Consider the following 18,132-nt stretch of genomic DNA (forward strand, 5'->3'; position numbering starts at 1 on the left):
GAAGGTGCGGCGGGAAGGCTTGGCGGGAAGGCTTGGCGGTCAGCCCGGCTGGCGTGGCGCGAACACGGGCTCGCGCTTTTGCATGAAGGCCTGCACGCCTTCCATGAAGGCTGGTGCGCCCACCAGCTCGCGCTGGCGTTCGGCCTCGTAGTGAAGCTGCTGCTCCAGCGTGGAAGCGGCTGCGTGGTCCAGCGCGCGGCGGGCTTCCAGCACGGCGCCGGCCGGCAGCCGCGCCAGGCGTGCGGCCGTGGCCAGGGCCTGCTCGCGCAGGGCCTCGTCGTCCACGCAGGCCCAGACCAGGCCCCAGTCGGCAGCCTGCTGCGCGCCCAGCCTGTCGCCCAGCAGGGACAGACCCAGGGCGCGCGCACGGCCCAGCCGGCGCTCGATGAACCAGGTGGTGCCCAGGTCCGGCACGATGCCCAGGCGCGGCAGGAAAGGCAGGTAGAAGTAGGCCGAGCGCGCCGCCAGCGCCACGTCGCCGGCCAGGGCCAGACCCACGCCGGCCCCGGCTGCCGCGCCGTTGATGGCGCAGACCACGGGCACGGGCAGCTGCTGCAGGTCCAGGATGAGGCGGTTGGACAGCTGGTGCATGTTGTCGGCCGTCTGCGCGCCCAGCGTGCGGCCATCGGCCTGGGCCCCGCCTTGTGCCCCGCCTTGTGCGCCGCCCATGGACGACAGGTCCGCGCCCACGCAGAACCCCCGGCCCTCGGCGGTGAGCACCAGGGCGCGGAGGGAGGTGTCCTCGCGCACCTCGGCCAGCAGTTCGCGCAGCCGCAACTGCAAGGGCCTGCCCAGCGGATTCATGCGGGCGCTGTCCTGGAGGACGATGAGGGCGATCTCGCCGCTGTCGCCGCTGTCGCCGCTGTCGTCGTTGTTGCCGTGGCGTTCCATGCGGACGGCCGGACTGGAATTCATGGGGGACTCCTGTGGGTGGGGATGGAAAGTCAGGCACGCGGCCGCTGCCGGGGCAGGCGCCGGCCCGGCCGGCCCAGCCGGTGCAGCAGGCCCATCACGCCGCCGGGCATGGCGAACATGAAGACGATGAGCACGGTGCCGTAGACGGCCCAGGGCGCGGCCTTGGACACCTGCTCGGCCAGTCCCGGGATGAACATGATGAACAGGGCGCCGAACAGCGCGCCCCACAGCGTTCCCACGCCACCCACCACCACGCCCACCAGCAGCGAGATCGACAGGAACATGGTGAAGGAGTCGGGCGCCACGAACTGCACGGCAATGGCCGACAGCGCGCCGCCCACGCCCGTGTAGCCGGCCGAAATCGCAAAGGCCATGGACTTGCAGTGCGCGTTGTCCACGCCCATGGCCTCGGCCGCCATGGCGTGGTCGCGGATGGCGCGCAGCGCCAGGCCGCTGCCGCTGTCTATGAGGTTGCGCGCCATCCAGAACAGCAGCGCCGCCACGGCCAATGCATAGAGGTAGAACCACTGGTCGGCATCCAGCGGCAGGCCCCAGGGCGCCTCGGGCTTGGTCAGCACGATGCCGCCCACGCCGCCGGTCCAGGCCTCCAGGTGGCGGTACTTGAGCAGTTGGGGCATGGCCACGCCCAGCGCAAAGGTGGCCAGCGCCAGGTACAGCCCTTCCAGCCTGAGCGCGGGCCGCCCGAACAGGTAGCCCGCCGCCAGGCTCACCAGGCCCGCTGCAGGCACGGCCAGCCAGTAGGCCAGGCCCGCGCGGTCCATCAGGATGCCGGCCGCATAGGCGCCTATGGCGAAGAAGGCGCCATGTCCCAGCGAGATCTGGCCGCTGTAGCCCGTGAGGATGTTCAGCCCCACCAGGGCCACGGCATAGGCCAGCACCATGGTGGCCTGGAACAGCTGGTAGCCCTTGGCCACGAAGACCAGCGAGCAGGCCGCCAGCGCCAGCGCCGCGATCAGTACCGTGCCCAGGGGCAGGGGGCGGCGCGCGCTGGTGGCGGCGACCAGTGCGTCAGACGAGGAGGCGGATCGTGTGGACATCATTGTTCTCCAGGGCGTTTGGCACAAAACTGGCGTGGCCCAAAAGCGAGGGACACCGGGCAAGGGCCTACGCCGGCCGCGCCGCCCCGCCGCGAGGGTGTCGTCCCCCTCCCGCGTAGCGAGAGAGGGGGCGCCGTGCAACGGGAAGCGGCGTAGCCGCTCAGGGGGGGCATTGTTCAAACCCTCCTGACGACTTTGCGGCCCATCAACCCGGCCGGCCGCACGATGAGCACGCCCACGATCAGCACCAGGGCCACAGAAAGCTTGAGTTCGGTGCCGACCACGTAGCTGCCCACCAGGTTTTCGAGCACGCCCACGATGAAGCCGCCCAGCACGGCGCCCGCGGGGCTGTCGATGCCGCCCAGCAGCGCGCCCGCAAAGGCATACAGCAGCACGCCGCTCATCATGTGCGGATCGAGGAAGACCACGGGCGCCACCATCATCCCGGCCACCGCGCCGATGGCGCCGGCCAGGCCCCAGCCCAGCATCAGCATGCGCCCCACGGAGATGCCCACCAGGCGCGAGGAGGCCGGGTTCTGCGCGGCCGCGCGCATGGCCAGCCCCAGCGGCGTGAGCCGGAAGAAGGCAAACAGCAGGGCCACGATGGACAGCGCCACGAAGATGGTGCCCACCTCATGGGCCGACATCAGGGCGCTGCCATACCAGGCTTCGGCCGGGAACGGGCTGGGAAACTCCTTGATGGTGTAGCCGAAGATCCAGCCGGCCAGGCTGTGGAAGACGATCAGCAGGCCGATGAAGACCACCACCTGGGCCAGGTCCGCCGCCTTGTGCATGGGGCGGATGACGGCGAACTCCACGGCCGCGCCCAGCACGAAGGACAGCGCCACCGTGGCCAGGAAGGCCCACCAGTACGGCAGCCCCGCCTGCAGCAGCGCCCAGGCGATGAAGGTGGAGAACATGGCCATCTCGCCCTGCGCGAAATTGATGTGGTGCGTGGCCTGGTAGATCATGACCAGGGCCAGCGCCACAGTGGCGTAGATGCCGCCCGTGGCCAGGCCGGCCAGCAATTGGTGGATGAAGGCGTCCATGGCCGCTACTCCCCGAGATAGGCCTGGCGTACCGCATCGTTGCGGCGCATGGCTTCGCTGGGGCCGTGCAGCACGATGCGGCCGGTCTCCAGCAGGTAGGCGCTGTGCGCCAGCTCCAGCGCCAGGCGCGCGTTCTGCTCCACCAGCAGGATGGTCGTGCCCTGCTCGGCGTTGATGCGCCGCAGGATGCCGAAGATGTCGCGCACCACCAGCGGCGCCAGCCCGAAGGAGGGCTCGTCCAGCAGCAGCAGGCGCGGGCGGCCCATGAGGGCGCGGGCAATGGCCAGCATCTGCTGCTCGCCGCCCGACAGCGTCCCGGCCTGCTGGGCGCGGCGCTCGCGCAGGCGGGGGAAGTAGCCGAACATGCGCTCCATGTCGCCGCCCACGTCGGCACGGGCCGCGCGCGTGGGCCGGGCCTGCGCGCCCAGGCGCAGGTTGTCCTCGGCGCTGAGCTGGGCGAAGGTGCCGCGCCCGTCGGGCACATGGCCCACGCCCTGGCGCGCGATGCGCTCGGTGCTGTGCCGGTCTATGCGTTCGCCGGCCAGGCGCACCTCGCCGCGCGTGTCCACCAGGTGGCGGCAGATGGCGCGCAGCGTGGTGGTCTTGCCCGCGCCATTGGCGCCCAGCAGGGCCGTGACGCGGCCTTCGGCCAGGTCCATGTCGATGCCGTCCAGCACGCGCACCGACCCGTAGGCCGCATGCAGTCCGCGGATTTCAAGCAGTGCCGGCATGCGCCACCTCCCTGTCCTGATACTGCGGCTGCATGTCCGAACCCAGGTAGGCGCGGATGACTTCGGCATGGGCGCGAACCTCGCCCGGCGTGCCTTCGGCGATCTTGCGGCCGAAGTTCAGCGCCACGACCTTGTCGCTCACGCGCATGACCAGGCCCATGTGGTGCTCCACCAGCAGCACGGTCAGCCCCAGCCGGTCGCGCAGCGACAGGATCAGGTCGCCCAGGCCGGCCAGCTCCTCATGGTTGAGGCCGCAGGCCGGCTCGTCCAGCAGCAGCAACTGCGGGCGGCAGGCCAGGGCGCGCGCCAGCTCCACGCGCTTTTGCGTGCCGAAGGGCAGGTCGGCCACACGGCGCTCTGCCACGCCCGTCAGCTCCAGCAGGGCCATCAGCGATTGCGCCTGGGCACGGGCTTCTTCCTCGCGCCGGCGCACGCCGGGCAGGCGCAGGGCGTCGCGCACAAAGCCGGCGTGCTGGTGGCTGTGCGTGCCCAGGCGCACGTTGTCGGCCACCGTCATGCTGGAAAACAGGGCCAGGTTCTGAAAGGTACGGCCCATGCCCAGCGCGGCCATGCGGTGGCGCGCCAGCGTGGCCAGCGGCTGGCCGCGAAAGCGGATGTGGCCGGCCTGCCAGGCATACAGCCGCGACAGGCAGTTGAACAGGCTGCTCTTGCCCGCACCGTTGGGGCCGATGAGGCCGCAGATCTGGCCTGCTGCAACATCGAAACTCACGCCGTCCAGCGCGACGATGCCGCCGAAGCGCAGCGAAACGCCTTCAATGCGCAGCAGGGGCTGCGAGTCCTGGCTCATGGCTTTCCCTCCCCCCGATGGTGGGCGACCGGCGCGGGCGGCGCCGGCCGCACGGTGGCATGGCGGCGCCTAAAGACGCTCGATGATGGTGACGTTGGCCATGCCGCCGCCCTCGCACATGGTCTGCAGGCCATAGCGCCCGCCGCGCGCATGCAGGGCGTGGATCAGCGTGGCCATGAGCTTGGTGCCCGAGGCGCCCAGCGGATGGCCCAGCGCAATGGCGCCACCGTTGACGTTGAGCCGCGCCGGATCGGCGCCCGTGGCCTGCAGCCAGGCCAGCGGCACGGGGGCAAAGGCCTCGTTGACCTCGTACAGGTCGATGTCGGAGATGCGCATGCCGGCCTTCTTCAGCGCGGCCTGGGTGGCGGGGATGGGAGCCTCCAGCATGATGACGGGGTCATGCCCCAGCAGGCTCATGTGGTGTATGCGCGCCAGCGGTTGCACGCCCAGGGCCTTGAGGCCGCGCTCGCTGACCACCATGACGCCGCTGGCGCCATCGCAGATCTGGCTGGCCGTGGCCGCCGTCACGCAGCCGCCCTCGCGGATGGTCTTGACGCCGGCGATGCCCTCCAGCGTGGCGTTGAAGCGTATGCCTTCATCCACCGTGTGCGGCTGGCCTTCGCCCTCGGCACCGCCTTCGGCGCTGCGCGCCTGCACGGCCAGGATCTCGCGGTCGAAGCGGCCCTCGCGCGCGGCCTGCACGGCGCGCTCATGGCTTTGCAGCGCATAGGCGTCCAGCTCGTCCTTGGTCAGGCCGTACTTGCCGGCCATCATCTCGGCGCCCATGAACTGGCTGAACTCCACGCCCGGGTAGCGCTGCTGCATGGCCGGGCTCATGTACACACCCAGGCCGGCCTTGGCGGGCAGGGCGTTGGGCGTGCCCATGGGCACGCGCGACATGCTCTCCACGCCTGCGGCGATCACCATGTCCATGCTGCCCGACATCACGGCCTGGGCCGCAAAGTGCAGGGCCTGCTGGGACGACCCGCACTGCCGGTCCACCGTGGTGCCCGGCACGGACTCGGGCAGGGACGAGGCCAGCACCGCGTTGCGCGCCACGTTCGTCGCCTGCTGGCCGACCTGGCTGACGCAGCCCATGATCACGTCCTCGACCTGGGCCGGGTCGGCCTGGCTGCGGCGCACCAGCTCGTCCAGCACCTGGGCCGCGAGATCGGCCGGATGCCAGCCCGAGAGCTTTCCGCCGCGCTTGCCGCCCGCCGTGCGCGTGGCGGCGACGATGTATGCCTGTGGCATGGATATGTCTCCTGTTCCTGTATTCCTGGGGGGATGGTGGCCCGGCCGGCGCGGGCCGGGCATCGTCGCAAGCGACGATTCCGGCCAGGGAAAACGCGGGGACGGTGCCTGCCGTGGTGACTGGGCGGTACGCCTAGCGCGGTGCCATGCGGATGGCGCCGTCCAGGCGCACGCACTCGCCGTTGAAGTAGCCGTTGGTGATCATGGTCTCGGCCAGGTGGGCGTATTCGTCGGGCTGGCCCAGCCGCTTGGGGAAGGGCACGGAGGCGGCCAGCGCGGCCTTCACGTTGTCGGGCGCGCCCTGCAGCAGCGGCGTGTCGAAGATGCCGGGCAGGATGGTGTTCACGCGGATGCCTTCGCCCATGAGGTCGCGCGCGATGGGCAGGGTCATGCCCGTGATGCCGGCCTTGCTGGCCGAGTAGCTGGCCTGGCCCATCTGCCCGTCCTGCGCCGCCACCGAGGCGGTGTTGACGATGGCGCCGCGCTCGCCGTCGGCCAGCGGCTCCAGCGTGAGCATGCCCGCCGCCGACTTGGCAATGCAGCGGAAGGTGCCCACCAGGTTGATCTGGATGATGCGGTCGAAATTGGCCACGGGCAGGTGCCGGATCTCGCCCGTGGCCTTGTCGCGGCTGGCCGTCTTGACGGCATTGCCCGTGCCTGCGCAGTTGACCAGGATGCGCTCCTGCCCGTGGGCCGCGCGGGCCTGGGCAAAGCCCGCGTCCACGCTGGCCTCGTCGGTCACGTCCACGCGGCAGAACAGGCCGCCTGTCTCGCGCGCCAGCGCCTGCCCGGCCGTCTCGTTGAGGTCGAACAGGGCAACGCGCACGCCCCTGGCGGCCAGGCGGCGCGCGGTGGCTGCGCCCAGGCCCGATGCCCCGCCCGTGACGACGGCGCTGATGCTTGCGTCAAGCTGCATGTGAAGGTCTCCTTGGTTGGTGCGTTGGCGGCGCGCCGTTGCCTGTCGCCTTGGATCGGGACAGGCGGCGGTCCGCCACCTATGATCTGCCTTCAAGTCTAGGAATCGCCCCGTCTTGCCGCCATCGTCGAAACCGACGAAAGTGCCCGGTGCCTCACCCCTTCACAGTGCCCCCTGCCTGCATGCAGCCCCCAGCGCCCACCCCTTCCTCCGGCCCCGGTCCGGGTTCCGGCTACGTGCCGCAGGCCAAGCTGAGCCCGCCGCGCGCCGCTGCCGCCCAGGTGGCCCGGCTGGCCGTTGCCGCGCGCTGGCCCGAGGCCTTGCGCGCCCGCGTGGTGCTGGTGCGCGCCCCTGCCGGCTTCGGCAAGACCACGGCCATGCGCCAGATGCGCGAGCGCCTGCAGGCCGAGGGCCAGGCCACGGCCTGGCTGACGCTGGATGCCGCCGACAACGATGTCTCGCGCTTTCTGCAATGCCTGGGCGCGGCCGTGCGCACCCTGGGCGTGGGGCCATCGCAAGGCGCCGGCGAGTTGTCCCAGGCCCTGCATGCGCTGGCCGGCGAGGGCCGCTCCTTTGCGCTGTTCATCGATGATTTCGAGGTGCTGCACAACGATGCCGTGCTCGGCCTGGTGCGCCAGCTCATGGAGCAGCTGCCCGAGCGCGGGCGCCTGGTCATAGGCTCGCGCGCGCTGCCGGCCCTGGGACTGGGGCGGCTGCGCACCAGTGGCCAGTTGCTGGAGATCGATGCGGCGCTGCTGCGCTTTTCCGTGGGCGAGGCCGAGGAGTTCTTTCGCCTGCGCGGCTGCCCGCTGCCGCGCGAGGCCCTGGCGCGGCTGCTGGACAAGACCGAAGGCTGGATAGGCGCGCTGTGGCTGGCCTCGCTGGCGCTGGAGCGCCATGGCCCGCACAGCGATTTCATCGAGCGCTTCTCGGGCTCGGAGCGCGCCGTGGCCGACTACCTGGCCGAGGATGTGCTGGCCCAGCAGCCTGCGTCCGTGCGCGACTTCCTGCTGCGCACCAGCATCCTGCGCACGCTGGATGCCCAGGTCTGCCAGGCCCTGGTGCCGCGTGCCGACGGCGCCGCCATGCTGCAGGCGCTGGAGCAGGCCCATCTGTTCCTGGTGCCGCTGGCCGACGAGGCGCAGGGTGGCCAGGGCGGGCACAGCTGGCGCTACCACAGCATGTTTGCCGACTTCCTGCGCGCGCAGCTGCTGCGCGAGCAGCCCGGTGAATTGACGCGCCTTCACCTGGCGGCCAGCGGCTGGTACGAATCCTGCGGCCGGCCCGTGCCCGCCATCGAGCATGCGCTGGAAGGCGGCGACCTGCCGCATGCCCTGTCCCTGCTGGCGCGCCATGCCGAGGCGCTGATGGAGCAGGGCCGCATGCGCCTGCTGTCGCGCTGGTTCTCGGCCATGCCGGCGCCGCTGATGGCGTGCGAGCCGCTGCTGCAGGCCGTGGCCGCCTATGCCGACTGCTTCACGCGCGGCCCCTGGCAGGCGCAGCAGCGGCTGGACGCCTTGCGGCCCCGCATGGCCGCAGACCCCGCCGCTCAGGCGCTGGTCATGGCCTTGCAGCCGCTGCTGCTGGCCATGATGGACCGCGTGGAAGAGGCAGCACCCCTGGGCCGCCAGGCGCTGGCCTGCCTGCCCAGCTGCCGGCCGTTTGCGGACAGCTCGCTGACCAATGCCATGGCCTACGTGGTGTCGGTGCTGGGCGATGCCGAGGAGGCCCACCGCCTGCTGGACGCGGCGCGCAGCACCCAGGCCGGCAGCCTGTTCAGCCGCATGTACACCGAGGCCATGGAGGGCGTGCTGGACCTGTCGGGCGGGCGGCTGCGGCAGGCGGCGTCGCGCTTTCGCGTGGCGCTGGCCGCCACGCCGCGCAGCGCCTCCTACAACCCCACCAACGGCAATGCCTGGGCCGGCGTGCTGCATGCCGGCGTGCTCTACGAGACCAACGACCTCGACGGCGCCGACCACCTGCTCAACGTCTACCTGCCGCTGGCCCGCGACGTGGGCCTGCCCGACCATGTGATCTCCAGCTACCGCATGCGTGCGCGCATTGCCTTCGTGCGTGGCGATGTGGATGCGGCCTTCGGCCTGCTGACCGAACTGGAGTACCTGGGGCATGAACGCCAGCTGCCCCGCGTGACGGCCAGCGCGCGGCTGGAGCATGCGCGCATCTTCGTGCTGCAGGGCAACCGGGCCGCCGCGTCCGAGGCGCTGGAGCGTGCCGACGATCCCGGCGTATGGCCGCGCGTGGAACGCCTGCGCCTGCCGCCGCACGAGGTGGAGGACATCGCCATCGCCCGGCTGCGCTGGGGGCTGCACTTTGGCGACTGCCGTGCCGTGCGCGATGCCATCGCCCCCTTGCTGGCCGATGCGCAACTGCGCGGGCGCCGCCACCGCAGCCTCAAGCTGCAGGTGCTGTGCGCGCTGGCCGAGGCGGGCTGCGGCGACATGGACGCCGCAGCCGCCATGCTGGCCCAGCCGCTGCGCCACGGTGCCAGCGAAGGCTTTGTGCGCCTGATGCTCGATGAGGGGCCGCTGCTCGCGCCCGTGCTGCAGCGCGTGCTGTCGCCCTCACTGTCGCTTTCACAGACGCCTTCACTGACGCGCCGCACGGAAGCGGCGGAGCCGGAGGCGGCCGCCCATGCGCAGCGGCTGCTGTCTGCCCTGGGCGAGCCTGCCGAGCCCGCCGATACACCCGAGCTGCAGGCAGCGGATGCGCCCCAGGGCCCGGCGCCGGCCACCGTGCTTGCCGAGCCCCTGACCCGCAAGGAGCTGCGCGTGCTGGAGCTGCTGGCCTCGGGCTACTCCAATGCGGCCATGGCCGAGAAGCTCTTCGTCTCCGACAGCACGGTGCGCACCCACCTGCGCAGCATCAACCTCAAGCTGGGCGCGCGCAGCCGCACCCAGGCCGTGGCGCTTGCGCGGGAGCTGCGGGTTTTGCGCTAGGCTGCTGGCGGCTCAAGCCTGCAGATGGCGCGCATAGGTCAGGAACACTTCGTCACGCACCCAGCCCAGCGACTCGTACAGCGCCTGGGCGCGCAGGTTGTTGCGGGCCGTGGTCAGGTCCATGCGTGCATGGCCCGTGGCGCGGGCATGGGCTTCGGCCGCCAGCAGCAGGGCGCGGCCCACGCCCAGGCGGCGCGCATCGGGCGCCACGAAGAGGTCGTAGAGCACGTAGATGGGCGCGGCCAGTACAGAGCAGAACGAGGGATAGAGCTGGCAAAAGCCCAGGGCCCTGCCGTCCGGTCGGCGGGCCAGCAGGATCACGGATTCGCCGCGCTCCAGCCGCGCCGTGATGAAGGCCAGCGCCGCGTCGGCATCCGCAGGTTGCTCGTAGAACTGGCGGTAGGCATCGAACAGCGGGGCGATCAGCGCGGCGTCTTCGGGGATGGCGGTGTGTATGGCTGTGGAGTTCATCGGTGGTTCAGGGCGGAGGTTGCCAGCATGGCGCAGGGCAAGGATGCCGTGCTCATATCTTTGCTGAATCTCTCCATTTGGAGATGTGATTTGACCTGGATCATGGACAGGCGGAACACTCCCGGCCCATGTCCGAACAAAAGATCGAGTTCTACAAGGGGGCCGCTGGCGGCTGGGGCGCACTGCGCAGCGTGAGCCAGGCCCTGATGCGCCAGGATATCGCCGTCAAGGGCGCCAAGACGCTGCTGTCGGCCAACCAGCCCGACGGCTTCGACTGCCCGGGCTGCGCCTGGCCCGACCGCAACCACCATTCCACCTTCGAGTTCTGCGAGAACGGCGCCAAGGCCGTGGCGGCCGAGGCCACGGCGCGCCGCGTGACGCCCGAATTCTTTGCCCGGCACACGGTGGCCGAACTCATGGCGCAAAGCGATTTCTGGCTGGAAGACCAGGGTCGGCTCACCGAGCCCATGGTGTATGACGCGGCCAGCGACCGCTACCGGCCCATCGCCTGGGACGACGCCTTTGCGCTGATCGCTCGCCACCTGAACGCGCTGCCCGACCCGAACCAGGCCATCTTCTACACCTCGGGCCGCGCCAGCAACGAGGCAGCCTTCCTGTACCAGCTGTTCGTGCGCGCCTACGGCACCAACAATTTCCCCGACTGCTCCAACATGTGCCACGAGCCCAGCGGCAGCGGCATGAAGCCGCAGATCGGCGTGGGCAAGGGCACGGTGCAGCTGGCCGATTTCGAGCAGGCCGATGCCATCTTCATCTTCGGCCAGAACCCCGGCACCAACCACCCGCGCATGCTGGGCGAGCTGCGCGCAGCCCACAAGCGCGGCGCGCGCATCCTGAGCTTCAACCCGCTGCGCGAGCGCGGGCTGGAGCGCTTCCAGGACCCGCAAAGCAAGCTGGAGATGGCCACCCTGGGCGCCACGCCCATCAGCACGCACTACTTCCAGCTGCGCGTGGGCGGCGACATCGCGGCCGTCAAGGGCATCATGAAGCATGTGATCGCGCAGGACGATGCACTGGGGCAAGGGGGCGGCGGCGTCCTGGACCATGCCTTCATCGCCGAACACACCACCGGCTTCGAGGCCCTGGCCGAGGACCTGCGGGCCGAGGACTGGGGCCTGCTCGAGGCCGAGTCCGGCCTGAGCCGCGCGCAGATGCAGACGGCGGCCGAGGTCTACATCGCCGCCCGCAGCACCATCGTCTGCTGGGGCATGGGCATCACGCAGCACATGCATTCGGTGGCCGCCGTGCAGATGCTGGTCAACCTGCTGCTGCTGCGCGGCAACATCGGCCGCCCCGGCGCAGGTGCCTGCCCAGTGCGCGGCCACAGCAATGTGCAGGGCGACCGCAGCATGGGCATCTGGGAGAAGCCGCCGGCCGCGCTGCTGGACCGGCTGCAGCAGGTCTTCGGCTTCGAGCCGCCGCGTGCCCACGGCGTGGACGTGGTCGAGTCCATCCGCCTCATGCTCGAGGGCCGGGGCAAGGTCTTCTTCGCGCTGGGCGGCAACTTCGCGGCGGCCACGCCCGACACGCATGCCACCTGGCAGGCGCTGCGCCGCTGCGACCTGACCGTGCATGTGACCACCAAGCTCAACCGCAGCCACCTGGTGCACGGCCGCGAGGCGCTGATCCTGCCCTGCCTGGGCCGCACCGAGATCGACATGCAGGCCACCGGCCCGCAGGGCGTGACGGTGGAGGACTCCATGGGCATGGTCCACATCTCCAGCGGCATCAACCCGCCTGCGTCGGAGCACCTGCTCAGCGAGATCGCCATCGTCGCGCGCCTGGCCGCCGCCACGCTGGGCGCGCAGCGGCCCGTGCCCTGGCTGGAGCTGGCTGGCGACTATGCGCGCATACGCGAGCTGATCGAGCAGGTCTTCGACGACTTCCACGACTTCAACGCGCGCGTGGCCGTGCCGGGCGGCTTCAAGCTGCGCAATGCGGCGAGCGAGCGCATCTGGGAGACGCCCCGGGGCAAGGCCGGCTTCTTCGTGCACGCCGTGCCGCGCGACACGCCCGTGCACCGCGCACGCGCCGCGCGCAGCCCCGGCGCATCGCCGGTGTTCACGCTGTTCACCACGCGTTCGCACGACCAGTACAACACCACCATCTACGGCATGGACGACCGCTACCGCGGCGTCTTCGGACAGCGCCGCGTGGTCTTCATCCATGCCGAGGACATCCGCGCCCTGGGCATGAAGAATGGCGACTGGGTGGACCTGCAGACCGTGTGGGATGACGGCCAGCAGCGCAGCGCCGAGCGCTTCAGGCTCGTGGCCTACGACATTCCGCGCGGCTGCATCGCTGCCTACTATCCAGAGACCAATCCGCTGGTGCCGCTGTCAGCAACGGCCATCGTGGCGGGCACGCCCAGCTCCAAGTCCATTCCCGTGCAGCTGGTGGCGCACAGGCTGCCTGCCGTGCCGTCTCCCGCGCTGGAAGAAATGGCGGCCTGAAGTGCAAGGCATGGAAGAACTGGCCGCCGCCATCCTGCGCGAATTGGCCACCGAGCCCGCACCCATGTCCCTGCCCAGGCTGGGCAAGCGACTGGGGCAGGGCGCCAGCGTGCTCATGCGCTGCCTGGCGCTGATGGGCGATGCGCCCATTGCCGGCACACCGGGGCCGGGCTGGGTCAGGCTGGAGCAGGAAGAGGGGCGGTGGCTGGCGGCCCTGACGGAGCGCGGGCGCTTGTGGGTGGAGGCCGAGGCCTGTCAGGCGCTGGCCGAAGGCACGGGACGCGTGCGGTAGAACTGCATCGGAAACTCCTGCATTTCCTTGGCGTGCTGGTTGATCACCGCGCGCTTCATCTTGCCGACCACGTGCATCTCGCAGGGCTTGCAGTCGAAGCGCAGCGTGAGTTTTTCCTTGCCGTTGATCAGCTGCAGAGGCTCGGCCTTGATCGTGCCCTTGACGCCGATGACGCCCTTGGCCTGCTTGGGGCACAGGCTCATGGAAAAGCGCACGCAATGCTTGGTGATCATCAGGCTGACTTCGCCTTCTTCTTCCTTGCTCTCGTAGGCCGCGTCCATGACCTTGACGCCGTGCTTGATGTAGAAGTCGTGCGCCTTCTGGTTGTAGACGTTGGCCAGATAGGTCAGCGTGTCCTCGGGGAAGGGCACGGGCGGCTCCACGGGCAGGGCGCGCGGCAGGCGCACGAAGCCGGCCTGGCGCGCGGCCTCCAGCGCGGCGACGGCGTCGCGGCGCAGCTGGTTCAGGGCCGAGGCCGGCACGAACCAGGGCTGGCTCAGCTGCAGGCCGATGTCATGCACGGAGAAGATGGTGGCGCCGAAGCGGCCCAGCTGCTCGCGCAGCGTGGCCTCGGCACGGGCTGCGTCGGTGGCGGCCTGGTGTTCCTGCGCGATGGCGGCGGTGGCGGTGAAGCCATCCTCGTCGGTCAGCGTGAGCGCAAAGCCGTCGGGTGTTTCCTTGAGTTCGGCCCACAGGCCGATGCGGCGGTCGCTGGACTTCTTGTCCAGCGTGCGCACCCAGGCCATGTCGCGGTTTCGGTTGACCTCCAGGCCCTTGCGCAGATCCTTGAAGCCGGCGATGGGATCCTTGGGAAACAGGCGCCACAGCGACTTCTTCGCATCCACCGACTCGGCGCGGTTGATCTGCAGGCCCACCAGTTCCTTTTGCAGGTCGTAGTAGCACAGGCCGTCGCCGTTGTGCAGTTCGGTGTCGCGGCTCGATGTCTCGATCTCCACGAAGTTCTCGCCCACCTTGGTGACCCAGCCGATGGCGCGGCCCGGTGTCTTGGGCGTGTCGAAGGCGCCGATGTCGTCCTTGCGGCCGTTGACGAAGTAGTCGGTGAACTCGCGGTTGAAGTTCTGGTCGGGGTCGGGCGTGAAACTGAACGTGGTGCTGCCCGAGGATGAGCGCGCCAGGGGCGTGTCGGAGAACTCGCGCTCCTCGATGATTTCGTCCAGCAGCTTGCGGTAGTGGGCCGTGATGTTCTTCACGTAGCCCATGTCCTTGTAGCGGCCCTCGATCTTGAAGCTGCGCACGCCGGCGTCGATCAGGGCGCGCAGGTTGTCGCTCTGGTTGTTGTCCTTCATGGACAGCACGTGCTTTTCGTGGGCGATGATGCGGCCGCTGGCGTCCAGCACCTCGTAGGGCAGGCGGCAGGCCTGGTTGCAGTCGCCGCGGTTGGCGCTGCGGCCCGTGTGGGCGTGGGTGATGTAGCACTGGCCCGAGTAGGCCACGCACAGCGCGCCGTGCACGAAGAATTCGATGGTGGTGCGCGCCGGGTCGGTGGCCGCGCGCACGGCGGCGATCTGCTGCAGGTCCAGCTCGCGCGCAACGACGATCTGCGACAGGCCGGCGTCCTGCAGGAAGCGCGCCTTCTCGGGCGTGCGGATGTCGGTCTGGGTGCTGGCGTGCAGCTGGATGGGCGGCAGGTCCAGCTCCAGCAGGCCCATGTCCTGGATGATCAGCGCGTCGGCACCGGCCTCGTAGATCTGCCAGGCCATCTTGCTGGCGGCCTCGAGTTCATCGTCGCGCAGGATGGTGTTGAGCGTGATGAAGATGCGGCTGCCGAAGCGGTGCGCGTGGTTGATCAGGCGCTGCAGGTCGCGGATGTCGTTGCCCGCCGTGGCGCGTGCGCCGAAGGCCGGGCCGCCGATGTAGACGGCGTCGGCGCCATGGTTCACGGCCTCGATGCCGATGTCGGCATCGCGCGCGGGTGACAGGAGTTCGAGCTGGTGGGGCAGGAGGGACATGGGGCTTTGTGGTGTTCTGTGTTCGTACCCGCACCGGCGTGGGGGCCGGGCGTCGGGCGCAATGCGGGGGAAACTGGCCCCCACGCTACCCTTGCTGCGCAAGGTCCGCTGCCCCCCCCCAAGGGGGCCGCTTTTTGTCTTGGGGCGGCCCGGCGACAAAAAAAGGCCCCCACTCTTGGGGCGGTCCGGCGACGAAAACCTCGCAGCCCGCTTGCGGTGAGGCGCAGCATTATCGCCGCAGCCCCGAAAAAACGCGCGCCAGGGGGTATGCGCCCGATGCCCTGGCGGGCGGCGCCGGTTTTTGCCTATCCTTTAGGATGCGCACTGCACGGGCCGGGCCGCCATGCCGGATACCCCGGCCCGTGCCTGCCCCGCCCCGGGCCTGATGCGCGCTTTCTGCGCCAGGCCTTGCCCGGCCGGGCAGCGCCCGAGTGGGCCACGCCGCAGCGGATTTCGTTTGCCAGGGCGCCTGTTTCACAGATTGACCGTTTTTTCCAGGAGTTGCCATGCACGCCTCGATTCGCCATTTCCCGTGGGCCGGCCCGGCCCTGCTGTGCACCCTGCTGGGCAGCGGCGGGCTGGCCTGGGCGCTGCCGGGAAGCGGCCCGGCCAACGGGCAGTCGGCAGGGGCTTCCGCTGCGGCGGCTGCACCCGGTACGGCCGCTGCACCCGCTGCGCCTGCTGCTCCCGGTACAGCCGATGCGCCCCTGGTGGTGCGCATTGCCCATGCGGGGCCGGTGTCCGGCCCCATCGCCAGCCTGGGCAAGGATGAGGAAAACGGCGTGCGCATGGCCCTGGACGATCTCAACGCCAAGGGGCTGGAGATCGGCGGGCGCAAGCTGCGCTGGAAGCTGGAGGCCGGCGACGATGGCGGCGACCCCGGCCAGGCCGTGGCCCTGGCCCGGCGCCTGTGCGACAAGAAGGTGGCGGCCGTGGTCGGCCACCTGCAGTCGGGCACCACGCTGCCGGCCACATCCATCTACCACGACTGCGGCATCGTCATGGTCACGCCCGCAGCCAGCAACCCGGCCATCACCCAGGCGGGCTACGACACCACCTACCGCGTGATCGCCGACGACCGCGCCATGGTCGATGCGCTGGTCGCGCACGCCGTGGGCAAGCTGGGCGTCAAGCGCGCGGCCATCATCGATGACCGCTCGGCCTACGGCCAGGGCATCGTGGCGCTGTTCGAGGCCGAGGCGCGCGAGCAGGGCATCGAGATCGTGGACAAGCAGTTCACCGGCGACAAGGCCACCGACTTCGTGCCCATCCTCACGGCCATCAAGGGCAAGAAGCCGGACGCCATTTTCTTCGGCGGCCTGGACGCCCAGGCCGGCCCCATGCTCAGGCAGATGGCCCAGCTGGCCATGGACAAGGTGCGCCTGCTGGGCGGCGACGGCCTGTGCACGCTGCGCCTGCCCGAGCTGGCGGGCAACACGTCCCCGCTGCGCAATGTGACCTGCGCCGTGGGCGGCAGCCCGCTGGAGCGCATGCCGGGCGGCACTGCCTGGAAGCAGCGCTACGACCAGCGCTTTCCCGACCAGTACCAGGTCTTCAGCCCCTACGCCTACGACGCCACCATGGTGCTGGCCCAGGCCATGGTGCGGGCCGACTCCATCCGGCCCGACGCCTATATCCCCTATCTGCGCCAGACCCGGCATGACGGCGTGACGGCGCCGATTGCCTTCACGCCCCAGGGCGAACTGCAGGCGCCGGTCGTCACGCTCTACCACTATGCGCAGGGCGTGCGCAAGCCGCTGCCCTGACCCCCAGTCGCCTGGACACTGTGACACCTTGACTGCCGAGCACCGTCCACTGCCGCAGGCCGACGACGAGGCCTGGATGCGCGCCGCCCTGGAGCTGGCGCGCGCCGCCGCACAGGCTGGCGAGGTGCCCGTGGGCGCCATCATCGTCAAGGACGGCGCCATCGTCGGCCGGGGCCGCAACGCGCCCGTGGCCCAGGGCGACCCCACGGCCCATGCCGAGGTGCTGGCGCTGCGCGACGCGGCCGCGCGCCTGGGCAACTACCGGCTGGACGATTGCACGCTCTATGTGACCCTGGAGCCTTGCACCATGTGCAGCGGCGCCATGCTGCATGCGCGCCTGGGCCGCGTGGTCTATGGCGCGGCCGAGCCGCGCACGGGCGCGGCCGGATCGGTGCTGGACGTGTTTGCGCTGCCGCAGATCAACCACCACACGCAGGTGACGCGCGGCGTGCTGGCCGGCGAATGCGCGGCCCTGATGTCGGACTTCTTTCGCACGCGCCGCGCCGAGCAGCGCGCGGCCCAGCCGCATCCGCTCAAGGACACGGCGCTGCGCCATGCGGATTCCACCTTTGGCGGCTTTGCCCAGCCGCAGTGGCGCAGCGACCTGCCGGCGCTGGCAGGTCTGCGCCTGGCCGTGGTCGATGAAGGACCGCGCGATGCACCGCTGACCTGGCTGTGCCTGCACGGCAGCCCGGCATGGGGTCAGCTGTTCCAGCCCATGCTGCCCGGGTGGCTCCAGGCCGGCCATCGCGTGGTCGTTCCCGACCTGCCGGGCTTTGGCCGCAGCGACCAGCCCAAGAAGGAGAAGGCGCACAGCGCGGCCTGGCATGTGCAGGTGCTGCGCGAGCTGGTGCTGGCGCTGGACCTGCGGAACGTCGTGCTGGTCGGCCATGACGATGGCGCGCACTTGGGCTTGGCCGTGGCGCAGGCCGAGCCCGCCCGTTTTTGCGGCGCCTGGCTCATGAATGCCTGGCCCGCAGGCCCTGCGCCCGATGCCTGCGTGCAATGGTTTGCGCAGGCGGCGCGCAAGCCGTTATGGCCCGTGGGCCGCGCCATGCACGAGGTGGGTGAGGAGGCCGGCGCACAGCCGCAGGCCTGGAACCTGCCGTTTTCCCAACCCGGCCACCGCGCCGCGCTGCAGGCCTGGCCCCGGGTGCAGGCCGAAATGCCGCCGCTGCCGATGGAGTTGCTGGTGCAGTGGAGCCAACAGCAGCGCCTGTGGGTGCAGGGCGGCGAGCACGATGCGCTGCTGCCTGCGCCCGCATGGCGCCAGGCCTGGCTGCAGGCGCTGCCACAGCTGCCGCCAGCGCAGTTGCGCCTATCCCCGTGCGGCCATTGGGTTCCCCTGTGTGCTGCCGGCATGGTGGACGGTGCTGTGGAATACTTCCGCCCGTAGGCCTGCGCCGCCGGCCCCTTGCCGGGGCTGCGCAGCGGCAGGTCCCCGTCTTCACTCCCCTTGCAATATGGAGCATGC

At 70.4% G+C, this 18,132-nt stretch carries 14 protein-coding genes; 5 read left to right on the plus strand and 9 right to left on the minus strand.

Going from position 1 to position 18,132, the window contains the following annotated elements; genetic code table 11:
• Positions 1 to 39 precede the first annotated feature (39 nt).
• From INR38_RS13930 to INR38_RS13960, 7 genes are all read right to left on the minus strand, one after another.
• On the minus strand, positions 40 to 915 hold the full coding sequence (locus tag INR38_RS13930) for an enoyl-CoA hydratase-related protein (RefSeq protein ID WP_207442224.1): 876 nt from the start codon (positions 913 to 915) through the stop codon (positions 40 to 42).
• A 29-nt stretch (positions 916 to 944) separates the two neighbouring features.
• Positions 945 to 1,973, minus strand: coding sequence for a branched-chain amino acid ABC transporter permease (locus INR38_RS13935; RefSeq protein WP_013801544.1), 1,029 nt, complete (start codon positions 1,971 to 1,973; stop codon positions 945 to 947).
• 176 nt (positions 1,974 to 2,149) lie between these two features.
• Positions 2,150 to 3,022, minus strand: coding sequence for a branched-chain amino acid ABC transporter permease (locus tag INR38_RS13940; protein ID WP_207442223.1), 873 nt, complete (start codon positions 3,020 to 3,022; stop codon positions 2,150 to 2,152).
• A 5-nt stretch (positions 3,023 to 3,027) separates the two neighbouring features.
• On the minus strand, positions 3,028 to 3,753 hold the full coding sequence (locus INR38_RS13945) for an ABC transporter ATP-binding protein (RefSeq protein WP_197943916.1): 726 nt from the start codon (positions 3,751 to 3,753) through the stop codon (positions 3,028 to 3,030).
• The gene (locus INR38_RS13950; protein ID WP_197943915.1) at positions 3,737 to 4,561 is read right to left on the minus strand and encodes an ABC transporter ATP-binding protein; all 825 of its coding nucleotides are present in this window, start codon (positions 4,559 to 4,561) and stop codon (positions 3,737 to 3,739) included. The genes INR38_RS13945 and INR38_RS13950 overlap by 17 nt, the downstream gene beginning before the upstream one ends.
• A gap of 69 nt (positions 4,562 to 4,630) precedes the next feature.
• Positions 4,631 to 5,815 (minus strand): acetyl-CoA C-acetyltransferase, encoded by a 1,185-nt coding sequence (locus INR38_RS13955; RefSeq protein WP_197943914.1) that lies wholly within the window; start codon positions 5,813 to 5,815, stop codon positions 4,631 to 4,633.
• Positions 5,816 to 5,948: 133 nt separating this feature from the next.
• Positions 5,949 to 6,731, minus strand: coding sequence for an SDR family NAD(P)-dependent oxidoreductase (locus tag INR38_RS13960; RefSeq protein WP_013801549.1), 783 nt, complete (start codon positions 6,729 to 6,731; stop codon positions 5,949 to 5,951).
• Positions 6,732 to 6,913: 182 nt separating this feature from the next.
• On the opposite strand from INR38_RS13960, the gene INR38_RS13965 reads away from it, so the two are divergent.
• Positions 6,914 to 9,688, plus strand: a complete 2,775-nt coding sequence (locus INR38_RS13965; protein WP_207442222.1) for a LuxR C-terminal-related transcriptional regulator — start codon at positions 6,914 to 6,916, stop codon at positions 9,686 to 9,688.
• A 12-nt stretch (positions 9,689 to 9,700) separates the two neighbouring features.
• On the opposite strand, the gene INR38_RS13970 is transcribed toward INR38_RS13965, so the two are convergent.
• Entirely contained in the window at positions 9,701 to 10,159 is a 459-nt protein-coding gene (locus tag INR38_RS13970; protein WP_063325874.1) for a GNAT family N-acetyltransferase, read from the minus strand.
• A 128-nt stretch (positions 10,160 to 10,287) separates the two neighbouring features.
• On the opposite strand from INR38_RS13970, the gene INR38_RS13975 reads away from it, so the two are divergent.
• Positions 10,288 to 12,630, plus strand: a complete 2,343-nt coding sequence (locus INR38_RS13975; RefSeq protein WP_207442220.1) for an FdhF/YdeP family oxidoreductase — start codon at positions 10,288 to 10,290, stop codon at positions 12,628 to 12,630.
• Between the two features lie 10 nt (positions 12,631 to 12,640).
• On the plus strand, positions 12,641 to 12,922 hold the full coding sequence (locus tag INR38_RS13980; RefSeq protein ID WP_012206611.1) for a hypothetical protein: 282 nt from the start codon (positions 12,641 to 12,643) through the stop codon (positions 12,920 to 12,922).
• On the opposite strand, the gene INR38_RS13985 is transcribed toward INR38_RS13980, so the two are convergent.
• A complete protein-coding gene (locus INR38_RS13985) occupies positions 12,886 to 14,892 on the minus strand; it encodes a U32 family peptidase (RefSeq protein WP_207442217.1) in 2,007 nt (668 codons plus the stop codon). The genes INR38_RS13980 and INR38_RS13985 overlap by 37 nt on opposite strands.
• Positions 14,893 to 15,398: 506 nt before the next feature.
• On the opposite strand from INR38_RS13985, the gene INR38_RS13990 reads away from it, so the two are divergent.
• Together INR38_RS13990 and tadA are read left to right on the plus strand one after the other, a co-directional pair.
• Entirely contained in the window at positions 15,399 to 16,658 is a 1,260-nt protein-coding gene (locus INR38_RS13990) for a branched-chain amino acid ABC transporter substrate-binding protein (RefSeq protein ID WP_207442215.1), read from the plus strand.
• Positions 16,627 to 18,054 carry a tRNA adenosine(34) deaminase TadA gene (gene tadA, locus INR38_RS13995; protein ID WP_207442213.1) on the plus strand — a complete coding sequence of 476 codons (1,428 nt, stop codon included), beginning with the start codon at positions 16,627 to 16,629 and terminating at the stop codon, positions 18,052 to 18,054. The genes INR38_RS13990 and tadA overlap by 32 nt, the downstream gene beginning before the upstream one ends.
• The last annotated feature ends 78 nt before the right edge of the window (positions 18,055 to 18,132 follow it).

The sequence above is a fragment of the Delftia sp. SD018 genome, assembly GCF_017355445.1.
Lineage (GTDB): Bacteria > Pseudomonadota > Gammaproteobacteria > Burkholderiales > Burkholderiaceae_C > Comamonas > Comamonas acidovorans.

Excerpts from the sequence above, each read along its gene's own strand:
- INR38_RS13935 (WP_013801544.1), bottom strand. The coding sequence starts at position 1,973 with ATGTCCACACGATCCGCCTCCTCGTCTGACGCACTGGTCGCCGCCACC.
- INR38_RS13950 (WP_197943915.1), bottom strand. The coding sequence starts at position 4,561 with ATGAGCCAGGACTCGCAGCCCCTGCTGCGCATTGAAGGCGTTTCGCTG.
- INR38_RS13940 (WP_207442223.1), bottom strand. The coding sequence starts at position 3,022 with ATGGACGCCTTCATCCACCAATTGCTGGCCGGCCTGGCCACGGGCGGC.
- INR38_RS13985 (WP_207442217.1), bottom strand. The coding sequence starts at position 14,892 with ATGTCCCTCCTGCCCCACCAGCTCGAACTCCTGTCACCCGCGCGCGAT.
- INR38_RS13990 (WP_207442215.1), top strand. The coding sequence starts at position 15,399 with ATGCACGCCTCGATTCGCCATTTCCCGTGGGCCGGCCCGGCCCTGCTG.
- tadA (WP_207442213.1), top strand. The coding sequence starts at position 16,627 with ATGCGCAGGGCGTGCGCAAGCCGCTGCCCTGACCCCCAGTCGCCTGGA.
- INR38_RS13965 (WP_207442222.1), top strand. The coding sequence starts at position 6,914 with ATGCAGCCCCCAGCGCCCACCCCTTCCTCCGGCCCCGGTCCGGGTTCC.
- INR38_RS13945 (WP_197943916.1), bottom strand. The coding sequence starts at position 3,753 with ATGCCGGCACTGCTTGAAATCCGCGGACTGCATGCGGCCTACGGGTCG.
- INR38_RS13955 (WP_197943914.1), bottom strand. The coding sequence starts at position 5,815 with ATGCCACAGGCATACATCGTCGCCGCCACGCGCACGGCGGGCGGCAAG.
- INR38_RS13970 (WP_063325874.1), bottom strand. The coding sequence starts at position 10,159 with ATGAACTCCACAGCCATACACACCGCCATCCCCGAAGACGCCGCGCTG.
- INR38_RS13930 (WP_207442224.1), bottom strand. The coding sequence starts at position 915 with ATGAATTCCAGTCCGGCCGTCCGCATGGAACGCCACGGCAACAACGAC.
- INR38_RS13960 (WP_013801549.1), bottom strand. The coding sequence starts at position 6,731 with ATGCAGCTTGACGCAAGCATCAGCGCCGTCGTCACGGGCGGGGCATCG.
- INR38_RS13975 (WP_207442220.1), top strand. The coding sequence starts at position 10,288 with ATGTCCGAACAAAAGATCGAGTTCTACAAGGGGGCCGCTGGCGGCTGG.
- INR38_RS13980 (WP_012206611.1), top strand. The coding sequence starts at position 12,641 with ATGGAAGAACTGGCCGCCGCCATCCTGCGCGAATTGGCCACCGAGCCC.